The sequence below is a fragment of the Microbispora sp. NPDC046933 genome (genome assembly GCF_040644635.1).
Taxonomy (GTDB): Bacteria; Actinomycetota; Actinomycetes; order Streptosporangiales; family Streptosporangiaceae; genus Microbispora.
Genome location: NZ_JBEYWW010000002.1, coordinates 424118 through 435524, shown reverse-complemented (window position 1 = coordinate 435524; position 11407 = coordinate 424118). Strand labels below are relative to the sequence as shown.

Annotated in this window: 10 protein-coding genes, 1 pseudogene and 1 riboswitch; of the genes and pseudogenes, 7 read left to right on the top strand and 4 right to left on the bottom strand. The window is 69.3% G+C overall.

Going from position 1 to position 11407, the window contains the following annotated elements; genetic code table 11:
* Positions 1-185: 185 nt before the first annotated feature.
* Positions 186-767, bottom strand: a complete 582-nt coding sequence (locus ABZ857_RS04535) for a TetR/AcrR family transcriptional regulator (protein ID WP_357037370.1) — start codon at positions 765-767, stop codon at positions 186-188.
* 83 nt (positions 768-850) lie between these two features.
* On the opposite strand from ABZ857_RS04535, the gene ABZ857_RS04530 reads away from it, so the two are divergent.
* From ABZ857_RS04530 to ABZ857_RS04520, 3 genes are all read left to right on the top strand, one after another.
* A complete protein-coding gene (locus ABZ857_RS04530) occupies positions 851-2059 on the top strand; it encodes an FAD-dependent monooxygenase (protein ID WP_357037367.1) in 1209 nt (402 codons plus the stop codon).
* 138 nt (positions 2060-2197) lie between these two features.
* On the top strand, positions 2198-3106 hold the full coding sequence (locus ABZ857_RS04525) for a hypothetical protein (protein ID WP_357037364.1): 909 nt from the start codon (positions 2198-2200) through the stop codon (positions 3104-3106).
* Between the two features lie 70 nt (positions 3107-3176).
* The gene (locus tag ABZ857_RS04520; protein WP_357037361.1) at positions 3177-4268 is read left to right on the top strand and encodes a hypothetical protein; all 1092 of its coding nucleotides are present in this window, start codon (positions 3177-3179) and stop codon (positions 4266-4268) included.
* Here ABZ857_RS04520 and ABZ857_RS04515 read toward each other — a convergent pair.
* Complete coding sequence (locus ABZ857_RS04515; protein ID WP_357037359.1) at positions 4204-4641, bottom strand: isochorismatase family protein; 438 nt, start codon at positions 4639-4641, stop codon at positions 4204-4206. The two genes, ABZ857_RS04520 and ABZ857_RS04515, sit on opposite strands and share 65 nt — an antisense overlap.
* A gap of 609 nt (positions 4642-5250) precedes the next feature.
* Positions 5251-5408, top strand: a riboswitch (cyclic di-AMP (ydaO/yuaA leader).
* Positions 5409-5538: 130 nt separating this feature from the next.
* Between ABZ857_RS04515 and ABZ857_RS04510 the strand changes: the two genes are divergently transcribed.
* The gene (locus tag ABZ857_RS04510) at positions 5539-6045 is read left to right on the top strand and encodes a C40 family peptidase (protein ID WP_357037356.1); all 507 of its coding nucleotides are present in this window, start codon (positions 5539-5541) and stop codon (positions 6043-6045) included.
* Between the two features lie 136 nt (positions 6046-6181).
* Here ABZ857_RS04510 and ABZ857_RS04505 read toward each other — a convergent pair whose 3' ends face one another.
* Positions 6182-7198 carry a YafY family protein gene (locus ABZ857_RS04505; protein WP_357037353.1) on the bottom strand — a complete coding sequence of 339 codons (1017 nt, stop codon included), beginning with the start codon at positions 7196-7198 and terminating at the stop codon, positions 6182-6184.
* A gap of 94 nt (positions 7199-7292) precedes the next feature.
* On the opposite strand from ABZ857_RS04505, the gene ABZ857_RS04500 reads away from it, so the two are divergent.
* Both ABZ857_RS04500 and ABZ857_RS04495 read left to right on the top strand, forming a co-directional pair.
* A complete protein-coding gene (locus ABZ857_RS04500; RefSeq protein ID WP_357037349.1) occupies positions 7293-7691 on the top strand; it encodes a VOC family protein in 399 nt (132 codons plus the stop codon).
* A 103-nt stretch (positions 7692-7794) separates the two neighbouring features.
* A pseudogene (locus tag ABZ857_RS04495) lies at positions 7795-8067 on the top strand (XRE family transcriptional regulator); the annotation flags it as partial.
* A 12-nt stretch (positions 8068-8079) separates the two neighbouring features.
* Here ABZ857_RS04495 and ABZ857_RS04490 read toward each other — a convergent pair.
* Entirely contained in the window at positions 8080-9000 is a 921-nt protein-coding gene (locus ABZ857_RS04490; RefSeq protein WP_357037346.1) for a phosphotransferase, read from the bottom strand.
* A gap of 889 nt (positions 9001-9889) precedes the next feature.
* Here ABZ857_RS04490 and ABZ857_RS04485 point away from each other — a divergent pair.
* Entirely contained in the window at positions 9890-11254 is a 1365-nt protein-coding gene (locus tag ABZ857_RS04485) for a cellulose binding domain-containing protein (RefSeq protein ID WP_357037343.1), read from the top strand.
* The last annotated feature ends 153 nt before the right edge of the window (positions 11255-11407 follow it).

Genomic DNA, 11407 nt, shown 5'->3' with positions numbered 1-11407 from the left:
GGCTGCACGGCGCACCGGAATCCCTCGCCTACATCCGCTCGCTCAACGCCATCACCCCACCGGCCGCCGCCTTCGACGCCGCCTTCTCCTCCGAGTGACCCACCGGGCGGCGGCCCCCACTGTGGGCCGCCGCCTCGGCGACTCATCCCGGCCCGAGCCCAGATCTCGCCGTCAGCCCGGGGCGTTCACTCCGTCCCCAGTTTCGCGCTGATCGTGCGCAGCGCTTCGAGGAGATCGCGGGCCGAAGGGGCCTGGTCCGGGTCGACGAGCCACTGGGCCGCCATCCCGCCGAGCAGTGCCTGGTAGAACGCGCCCACTGCCATCGCCTTGCGTTCGTCCCCGGCCGGATCCAGCTGTTCGAAGATCGCCGCCAGGCCCAGCTTCGCCTGCCGGTTGGCGGTCGCGAACGCCTCGCGCAGCTCCGGGAGCCGGTCCATCTGGGCGATGAGCTCGAACTGGATGGCCCACAGCGGTCTCATCCTGGCGAAGGACTCGATGATCCGCGTCCAGGTCGCCTCGAATCGCTGCGCGGGTGTGCCGTCGAGTGACGCGTCGGCGGCGAGAGTCTGCTCGATCTCCTTTCCCCATTCCTCCATCGCCTCGATGAGGGCCGCGTCGAGCAGGGCCTTCGTCGATCTGAAGTGGTAGCCGATGGCGGCGAGGCTCGTGCCGGCGGCCGCCGCGATGTCACGCGCGGTGGTGCCGGAGTATCCCTTCTCCATCAGGCACCGTTTGGCGCCCGCGAGCAGATCTTCCCGGTTTCCCATGCTCAGAGCCTAGCCCATGCCAGCACAAATGTCTTGGACATCCGTACTAGACAAGTGATTGAGACGCTTGTACAGTTCCCGGCATGGCGAACATCTTGATCTCCGGCGGAAGCGTCGCCGGGCTGACGCTGGCTTTCTGGCTCCGCGAGCACGGCTTCGCGGTGACCGTCGTGGAACGCGCGCCCTCACTGCGGGACGGCGGCTACAAGATCGACATTCGGGGGGCGGCCCTCGACGTCGTCGCCCGCATGGGGCTGCTGGACGAGGTGCGGCGGCACAGCACGGACATGCGGGTGGCACGCTTCGTCGACGCGCGCGGCAGGCAGATCGGCACGATGAGCGCGCAGCTGTTCGGCGGCCGAGAGGGTGACGACGTCGAGATCATGCGGGGTGACCTCACCCGGCTCCTGCACGCGGCGACCGGAGACGGCGTCGAGTACGTCTTCGACGACTCCATCACGGCCCTGCGGGAGACCCCCGAAGGGATGCACGTCACCTTCGCGAACGGCTCCCCGCGTACGTTCGACCTGGTGGTGGGCGCCGATGGCCTGCACTCCACCGTGCGCGCGCTGGTCTTCGGCGAGGAGTCCCGGTTCGTCCACCACCTCGGGCACCACATCGCGATCTTCACCGTGCCGAACCATCTCCACCTGGACCGCACGGAGATGATGCATCCGGCCCCGGGCAGAAGCGCCGGGATGTACAGCACCGGGCGCGGCGACGACGCCAAGGCGATGTTCCTCTTCTCCTCACCGCCGTCGGCCGGCGACCGGCGGGACGTCGCCGGGCAGAAGAAGCTGCTCGCCGACGTCTTCTCCGGCCAGGGCTGGGAGGTCCCGCGCCTGCTCGACGCCATGGAGGACGCGCCGGACTTCTACCTGGACTCGATCAGCCAGGTGCGCATGGACCGCTGGTCGTCGGGCCGGGTGGCACTCGTGGGCGACGCCGCCTACGCGGCCTCGCCCGCGTCCGGCCAGGGCACCAGCCTGGCCCTGGCCGGCGCCTACGTTCTCGCGGGCTGCCTCGCCGAGGCGGCGGGAGACCACGCCGCCGGGTTCGCCGCGTACGAGCGCGAGATGCGGCACTTCGCCGAGGAGAACCAGAAGCTCGCCGCGAACAACCTCAAGGGCATGGTGCTGAAGTCCGCGGCGCAGATCCGGTTCCAGATGCTGATGCTGCGGCTGATGCCGCATCTGCCGGGAAGGAACCGCATGATCGAGCGCGTCACCGAGCCGATCCGCAGGGCCGCGACCGCGATCACGATCAGGGATTACCGCACGCCGGCTTCGTAGCCGTGCACACCGTCATTCGTACGGCCGTCGCGACGGCCGGGCCCGCCACGCCGCGAACCGCTCACGCAACGGCCCCGCGGGGGTACGCCTCTCGTCGGAACCCGCAACATTTCACGGTTCTCCGGCATCTCACACGGCATGAGATTGCGTACGGTTCTCGCGACCCTTCTCCTGACCGCCGTACCGCTGAGCGGGCAGCCCGCGGCGGCTGCCACCGCACCGGTCACGATCGCGTACGCCCAGCGAACCCAGACCTGGGAACTGGTGCTGACCAACGGTGACGTGGTGAAGGTGCCCGAAGCCCTCGCCGTGGCGCCCCGCGACGCGGTCAACGCCGGGACGCGGGCGGCGTTCCTGATCAGCGGGGACGGCCGGCACTTCTTCTACTTCCGCAAGTCGGACGGGCTGTTCGTCGAGCGGACTCTGCACGGCAAGGAAAGAGCGATCCGGAACATCACGGCGTACACGATCGGCGAGGAGTGGCCGTCGGTGTCGTACGACGGCAGTTACGTGGTGACCGGGACCTCGGCGCCGGGGCTGGGAGTCCTGGTGGACCTGCGGAAAGGCAAGACGTTTCCGCCGCCAGGAGGGACGGACGCGTGGGGGCTCGCGGGATTCAGCCCGGACAGCAAGCGGCTGCTGCTGGAAGGGGAGCGGGTGACGGTGTTCGACCGGGGGCTGCGCGCCCGGTTGCGGCTGAAGACGCGGCTGTCGCCGATGGCGCTGGCGAACGACTACGTGACGGCGGCGGCGCCTGTCGGTTCGTGGCCCAAGTATCGGAAGATACGCCTGCTCGACCTGCGTACCGGCCGGGTGAGAGGCACCGTGACCGTGCGATTGCCCCGAGGGCAGCACATGGACGATCTCGACTTCGACGAGGCGGGACGCCTGATCGTCCGGTCGAAGACCAGGACAGGGGTGGCCGTCTACCGGATCTCGAAGACGACCGGCAAGGCGACACCGCTACGGACGATGACCAGGCCCGACGTGAAGGTCTGGGTGCTCCCCGGGGACGACGAATACGAGCCGTGGACGGAGAAGAAGTGAGTCCCGCCCTCACCCGCGTGAACGTATGACCTCTCCCGGACGTCGTACTCGTGAACGGGAGGGGAGCATCGTGCGTACCGTATTCGTCTCGGCCATGACGGCGCTCGGGCTGGCGTGCCTGCCGGCCACGGCGGCCTCGGGCGTGACCCACCAGGGCCGCCAGGCCGGGGAGGCCGCATCGGCGTGGCGGCTGACCAGGGTGAACACGCTGCCCGGGGACGACGTCCTCAACGACGTCACCGTCCTGGGCGACGGGTCGGTGTGGGCGGCCGGTCACCGGGTGGTGAACGGCAGGCAGCGGGGCCTGGTCCAGTGGTTCGACGGCGGATCGTGGAAGGTCGTCCCCGGCAGCCCGCCGTACGAGCTGAAGGCCGTCGCGGCCACCTCGAACAGGAACGTGTGGGTCTTCGGCCCGGGGAAGGCCGCTCGGTGGAACGGCCGCGGGTGGACCACCGTCTCGCTCGGCAGCGGCTTCTCCGCGACCGACGCCGACGGAACGGGCGCGAGGGACGTCTGGGCGGTCGCCGAGTCCACGGCCTCGGCCAGACACTGGAACGGGTCCTCGTGGACGAGCGTCCCGCTGCCGGCCCGCGCCGCCGCCGTCGACGCGTACAGGGCCGGTGACGTCTGGGCGGCGGGGACCAAGGGCGATCGTCCCGCGATCATGCGGTGGAACGGGAAGTCCTGGGCGCTGGCGCCCACACCCACGATCAAGCTTCCCGCCCCTGACGCCGCCGCTGTCCTCCACGACATCGCCGTCGTGGGCCCGGGCAACGTGTGGGCCGTCGGCGGCGTCACCTGGGAAGGCGCCGACGACGAGGGCGACGACGTGACCTACAGCCGCACCCTGGTCATGCGCTGGAACGGCAGCTCATGGACCACCTCGATCGGTGCCGCCAACGCGCAGCCGTACACGGAGGTGGAGCCCGACGGCGAGGGCGGCGTGTGGGTCGTGCAGAGCGACTGGAACTCGACCCTGTGGCACGTCACGGGTTCGGCGTGGCGGAGTGCCCCAATCCCCCGGAAGCCCGGCACCGACGCCGCCCTGTTCTCGATCGCGCACAGGCCCGGGACGGCGACACTGTGGGGTGCGGGGTTCACCGTGCCGCAGGGCGACCCCGACGACCCTTCGGCCAACGGCACCTTCTGGCGTACGCGGTGACAGGCCGACCTCGGGAACCGGTGGGGCGTTGTCGTCGTCGTACCGGCTGAGGCGTGGCCGGAGGCGGAGAGGTGAGCATGCGGCGGAGCGAGTCCCTCACTCCGCCCATGTCGGCGGCGAAACCCGCCACGGAGGTCACCACGCCGCCTGCGGCCTCGATCTGCCGCAGGGCGGCGTCCTCGGTGCGGGCGGCGATGCCCCCGCAGGCGTCCACCAGGACCTGCACGTCGAGGCCATGCGCGAGCGCATCGAGGGCGGTGCGCAGCACCACGACCTCCGTGGTGACCCCGCGGATCACCAGGGTGGGGCGGCCCGCCGACAGGACGGTCTCACGCCAGGCGGCGTCGTCCCAGCAGGACGGTCCGGTACGCACGTACGGCGCGCGATCCCGGGGACCGGCGCAGGCAGACACTGGCACTCACCACGGAGGGCCGGGAACTGCTGGCCGCGTGCACCGCGGCGGCGGCCGAACTCGACACGGAACTGACCGACGGCCTCAGCCCCCGACGAGACACGGGCGCTCCGAAGCGCTCTGGGCACGCTGGCCCGTCGCAACGGCCTGCCCGCCGACCAGGGCGCACCCGTGACGGCCAAAGCCCCCTCACCGCCCAGCGCGTACGACGTGCCGTCGCACATCTGACGCACGGCCACCGAAGCCCGAAGACGCCGGCCGCGCACCTCACGCCCCCGCGAGCCGTTCGCTGACCATGTGCGCCCGCCGTGGCGGCCCCGGAACCGCTCAACGAGTGTGACGAGCGCCACATTTGTTTATCCAATGATTGCCCTGACCTGCGGTTTTACGATTTTGATCCTTTTTATGTGATCCTTACCGTTTTGCACCCTTTGCGACAATATGGGGCTACTTGGTAGTTTCCTTGCCCTACGACGGGGTCCACGTGACGCCGCCGTTACGAACCCGGCCCGGCCGTGTTCGAAACGAACATCCACTGTCACCGTCGCCATGTCCTCTCCGCCCCCCTGGGCGCCGGTGATGCCGAATCCGTGCAGCAAGGAGGCCCGGAGCCGGGGAACCAGTCGACCTTCGACGAAGGTCTGGGGTGAATCGGCGCGCCAGCGCCGTAGGGCGACTTCCCCGCCCGAATCCGTCAGCTAACCCGGTAGGCGCAAGCGGAAGACCCTAGGGAGAGATCCCCTGTCTACCAACTCCACCACTCTGCTCCGCATTGCCTGCGTCACCATCGGTAGCGTCGCGCTCACCGCCTCAGCGGGAGCCCTGAGCGCACTCCCCGCGGCCGCCGCGCCGGGGACGGTGACAGCCCCGCCCCCGGCCCCCGGGGTCGTTTCACCCGAGCCCCCCACGCCACCCGTCACCGGGGTCGCGACCGGCGAGGCCCCCGCGTCCTCCGCGGCGGAGGATTCCGCGACCAAGAAGCTCACCAAATCCGCTCTCCAGCAGGAGAAGGCCGAGCATGCCATCAGGGTGGCGAAGAAGCACCTCGGCGATCCGTACGTATGGGGCGCCACAGGCCCCCGGGCGTTCGACTGTTCGGGGCTGGTCCAGTTCGCCTGGCGCAAGGCCGGCGTCAAGCTCCCGCGTACGACGTGGTCGATGCTCGACGCCGTCAAGAAGAAGGTCTCCCTGGCACATCTCAAGCCCGGCGACCTCATCTTCACCAACGGCGGCGGCCACGTGGGCATGTACATAGGGCACAAGAAGGTGATCAGCGCCCCTCACAGCGGCGCGGTGGTCAGCGTCGACAAGATCAACGGTTACTGGAGGAGCGGCTTCCTCACCGCCGTACGTCCCGGAGTCTGACCCCGAGCCGCCGTGGAGACCTCCTCGGCGGAGATGTCCCGACGCGGCCGCCACCTGCCGGGACATCTCCGCCGACGCGCGACTCACGCCGAGTCCGCAGTAGCCGTTCGGCGCCTTGACACCATAGTGCTCCGCCTCAGGCGACACCTGTGCCTGGCGCCGGCGGGACCTTGCGGGCGGAGGCCGCCAGCCGGTCCGCGAGCGCGACGACAAGGCCGCGGAGCTCGTCCGGCCGCTCGATGACGAACGGCCGGTCGAGCGACGCGAGCACCGGAGGCAACCAGTCGAGCCGCTCCGCTCGCAACTCGACGCGGAGCCAGCCCTCGGTCTCCGGATCCGCGCCTCCCGCGGACGGGGACTCCTCCACAGTCGCGACGCCGGCGGGAAGCCGGGCGCGGATCTGCTCGACCGTCCCCTGGATCCGCAGGACCACTTCATGCCGATACCGAGCCTTGGCGAACCCTGACAAGACGTGCTGCGCCGGATCGAGCCCGGCGGGCGGCTCGAACGAACCGGGCAGGGTCCTCGCATCCGCGATGCGATCCAGCCGGAAGGTCCGGTCCTCGCCGATCCCGGGATCCGCACCCGTCACGTACCACCGGCCCGCATGGGCGACGAGCCCGTACGGATGCAGCGTGCGTTCGCTGCGCCGGCCGTCGGCGGCGGTGTACCTGATGGAGATCGGCCGGTGGTGGCGCACCGCATCGGCGACGGAGAGCAGGACCGCGGTCTCCGGGGCGGCGAACCCGCCGGGCGAAGCCGTGAAAGCGAGGGATCCGAGCACGGTGTCGAGCCTGCGGGCGAGCCGCTCGGGCAGGACCCGCCGGATCTTGGCCGCCGCCGTCTCACTCGCCGTGCCCGTCGTCGTCGTCAACCCTGACCGGCGACCGGCGACCAGGCCGAGCAGCACGGCGAGCGCTTCGTCCTCGCTCAGCATGAGCGGAGGCATGCGGTATCCGGGGGCGAGCCGATACCCCCCGTAGCGGCCGCGCACCGACTCGACGGGCACGTCGAGGTCGATCAGGTGGTCCACGTACCGCCGCACGGTGCGCTCGTCGACGCCGAGCCGGTCGGCGAGCTCGGCCATCGTCCGAATGCCTCCCGACTGCAGGAGCTCCAACAGCGTGAGCACGCGGTGAGTAGGTCGAGCCACGTCACACAACCTAGTGAAAATACTGGGCGGTTCCTGTCCGGTATCCGTCCTAGTGTGCCCCGTGAGAACGACCCCACAAACCAGGGAGATCACCATGGACTTCGTATCGATCCGCATCATCACGGGCGACGTCGCGCGCCTCGTCGACTTCTACGAGCGGGCCACGGGAGTGCGGGCCAGTTGGTCCAGCGAGGACTTCGCCGAGCTCAGGACCGCCTCCGCCACCCTCGCGATCGGCAGCACCCGCACCGTCCCGCTCTTCGCCCCCGGCGCCGCCCGGCCGGCCGACAACCGCAGCGTGATCATCGAATTCCTCGTCGACGACGTGGACAGGGTGCATCAGAACCTGGTCGGCTTCGTCGAGGAGTTCGTCAAAGAGCCCACCACGATGCCCTGGGGCAACCGGTCGCTCCTGTTCCGCGACCCCGACGGCAACCTCGTCAACTTCTTCACCCCTGTCAGCCCGGCCGCCATCGAGAAGTTCGCCCGCTGACGTGCTCCGCCGGCCGCAAGGTCCGCCGAACACCCCGTGATCTGCTCGCGGGGGTGCCCGCAGTCCGCGAACCTGTACAAGCCGATACGGCCTCCATCGGGGCTGGGAAGCCATGGCGTTGGACTACATCGGCATACTGCGTGCCGCCGTCTCCACCGATCCCGATCACCCACGGGCGGTCGCGGTCGTGAGTGAACTGAGAATCAGCAGCCCGGAGTTCCATCGCCTGTGGGCACGGCACGACGTCAGGGAAGTCGTCCACGGTACAAAGACCATCCGGCACCCGCGCGTCGGTGACATCGCCGTTGAATGGGACGCCTATCCGCTGCAGCCCCCACCCGGACCGCTGTTGATCGTTCTCACCCCCAAGGCCGGGCATGAGGAGCGGCTACGCCGGAGGGGCCGTAGCGATGAGGCGTCGCAGTGCCGCCTGGGCGGGTGGGCCCCACGTGGCCTTGCCACCTGGGCGGCCGCGGACGCCGGCTTCACCGATGAGGATGCCGCTGAGGGCGCGTCCCACCGCCCATCCGCGGGCACGGCGCAGGGTCGCGGCGTCCGGGGCCGGCTGGTAGGCGGCATTGAAGCGGTCGGCGGCGCCGTCCGGCAGCAGAATCCAGGCGGCGGCGAGGTCACAGGCCGGGTCGCCGGCGCAGAGGTCGCCGAAGTCGATCACGCCGCAGATGGTGCCGTCCGCGGTGAGGACGTTGGCCGGATGCAGGTCGCCGTGGAGCCACAGCGCGGGGCCTGCCCAGTCGGGCGCGGCGGCGGCGTCGTCCCAGACCGCGCGGACGGCATCCGGGTCGGGAATCAGCCCCATCTCGGTGGCCGAGGCGAGCTGCTTGGCGAACCCCTCGGAGTAGCCGGTCAGCGGCCCTCCGCGGTCCCGGCCCGTGGGCGCCTGGTCGGGGGCGGGTTGGTGCAGAGCCGTCAGGAAGGCGGCCAGGGCGTCGGCCGCCTCCGCGGCGCGCGTGACAGGGGCGCGGTCGGCAGGCGCGCCCGGCACCCAGGTGGTGACGATCCAGGGTCGTGGAAACAGAGCGGAGGGCTCGCCGAGACGCTGCGGGACGGGAACCGGCAGCGGAAGGCGCGGGGCGAGGACGGGCAGCCAGGTGTGCTCTTTGCGCAGCAGCGCGTCCGCAGACTGCGTCGCCCAGGGCAACCGGACGGCGAGGTCGTCACCGAGCCGCCATAGCTGGTTGTCCCAGCCACGCGCGCCGAGCCGCAAAGGGCGGTCTGCCAGGTCGGGGTGCTGGTCGCGCAGCAGATCCCGCACCAACTCCGCGCTGATCTCGGTCTCGGTGTGAGTCATGCGAGGCAACAGTAGCCGGATGGTGAGCGGCCCGCCCGTTTTCCAGGCCGCCGTCGCGGCTGGTCGCTCCATCCTCACGATCATCCGGCACCTGCCGTCCGGCCCGACCCCCGTTTCATCGACCTCGGCGCCGACTTCTACGACAACCGAGCCGGGCCGCTGTCTGTAAAAGAAGCGCCGGCTCTCCACCGCCTGACCGCTTTGCCACCGTATGTCTGCGCGCAGGCAGTGAAACGGGCAGCCTCGCCGCCGGAGGCGCAAAGCCATCGACGCTGAAAATTTCATCGCCGCGTCAACGGCAGCCGCGGCTTCTTCCCTGGTCAAAACCGAAGGAATGGACGGTTGCAGACGAGGGGCTCTCGAGGAGAAGGCGAAATTCTTGACAGATCTCATGACGTCATATTTGCTCCGCTTCACCACCACCTCCAGTCGCCCGGCAGAGAGGAGCACTTAGCCGCCCCCGTCACTGTTAGCGCTAACATACATATGGGCTAGTCGCCAGGCGGAACCGATCGGGATCGGCAGATTCCGGCACGCGCCTCCTTCACCTGGTATTCACCAGATGGGAAGCCGCATTCCGAGATTCCGCCGCGTTCTCCCCCAACCGAGGAGAGAACACGGCAAGCGCCATGCCAACGCTAACGGGCATCTGAACTCGCCATTCTCTTCTGCGGCAGGGAAGGCGAGCACGCGCGCGCCGACGATGGTCGGTCGCCGCGCTCCTGCGGGTCGACTGACGGTGGGCTCACTGAGCGTTCGAATCCGTCCGGGGAGGCCGCTCGGTCGGCATGCGCATGCCGACCGCGGACGCTCCACCGGATGAGAAAAAACCAATGGCTTCCCTATCGACGCATGTCGATTCTTGAACGGCAAAGGGAGTTGCGTGAAGTTGAGACAGAGATCCATCTTTACCGCCGTCGCGGCCGCCGCGCTTCTCGTCCTGACCACGGGACGCATGGCACTGAGCGACAGCCTCGGCGCGACCACGCCGTCCTCGGCCGGCGCCGTCGCAGCGGCGACCGCCGGATGCGGCAAGACCCCGACGCTGAGAAGCGGTTCACAGACGATCACGACCAGCGGCAAGAATCGCACTTGGATCCTGAGGATTCCCGACAACTACGACAACAGCCGCCCCTACCGGTTGATCTTCGCGTACCACTGGTTGAACGGCACCGCCCAGATAGTCGACAGCGGCGGATCGGACGGAGCCGTCTGGTCCTACTACGGGCTCAAGCAACTTTCCAACAACAGCACGATCTTCGTCGCCCCCCAGGGCATCAACAATGGCTGGGGCAACACCAACGGTGAAGACCTGACCTTCACCGACGACGTGCTGAAGCGTGTCGAGGGCGATCTCTGTGTCGACACGACGCAGCGCTTCGCCATGGGGTGGAGCTACGGCGGCGCGATGAGCTTCGCGGTCGCGTGTGCCCGGCCGACGATCTTCCGTGCGGTCGCGGTCTACTCCGGCGCGCAGCTCAGCGGGTGCAACGGCGGCACGCAGCCCGTCGCGTACATGGGCATTCACGGCACCCATGACTCGGTGCTCAACATCTCCAATGGACGGTCGCTGCGTGACAGGTTCGTCACGAACAACGGCTGCACCCCCATGAACCCGCGAGAGCCCGCACAGGGCAGCCTGACGCACATCATCACCGCCTACTCGGGGTGCCGGGCCGGGTACCCGGTCGTCTGGGCCGCGTTCGACGGGGATCACACCCCCTCTCCGAACGACGGGTCCACCTCCACCAGCGGCGCCAGGACCTGGACTTCGGGAGAGGTGTGGAAGTTCTTCACACAGTTCCAGTCCGGTCCGTCGACGTCTCCTTCTCCCTCACCTTCGCCGTCCTCATCCCCGTCGTCGTCCCCGTCGTCGTCCCCGTCGTCATCTCCGTCGTCTTCTCCGTCGCCGTCGCCGTCGCCCAGTGACGGATCGGGCGCCTGCCGCATCAGCGCCACCGTCAACGCCTGGAACAACGGACTGACGGAGAACATCACCATCACCAACACCGGCTCCTCCACCATCAGTGGCTGGTCTCTGACCTTCACCCTCCCCGGCGGACAGACCATCACCAACGGGTGGAACGCCACCTACTCCCCCACCAGCGGACAGGTCACGGCGAAGAACGTCAGCTACAACGGCTCGCTGACGCCCGGAGCCTCCACCGAGATCGGATTCCAGGCCACCCACACCGGCAACGCCGCCAAGCCCACCGCGTTCACCCTCAACGGAAGCCCCTGCACCATCGCCTGATCGGCAAGGATCACCGGGGGTGGCGCCCGACCGGACTCCACCCCCGGGCCCTCCCCCGCGTATGGGGCGGTGGCGGAGCCGGTGAGGGCTCGGCGGTTGACCGAGCAGGGGGGTCGCAAGCTGCAGCGAATCGTGCGGCGGGGCAGGCACGAG

Bases quoted from the DNA above. Each gene is read 5' to 3' on its own strand.
- ABZ857_RS04535 (WP_357037370.1), bottom strand. From the start codon at position 767: ATGGGAAACCGGGAAGATCTGCTCGCGGGCGCCAAACGGTGCCTGATG.
- ABZ857_RS04530 (WP_357037367.1), top strand. From the start codon at position 851: ATGGCGAACATCTTGATCTCCGGCGGAAGCGTCGCCGGGCTGACGCTG.
- ABZ857_RS04525 (WP_357037364.1), top strand. From the start codon at position 2,198: ATGAGATTGCGTACGGTTCTCGCGACCCTTCTCCTGACCGCCGTACCG.
- ABZ857_RS04500 (WP_357037349.1), top strand. From the start codon at position 7,293: ATGGACTTCGTATCGATCCGCATCATCACGGGCGACGTCGCGCGCCTC.
- ABZ857_RS04490 (WP_357037346.1), bottom strand. From the start codon at position 9,000: ATGACTCACACCGAGACCGAGATCAGCGCGGAGTTGGTGCGGGATCTG.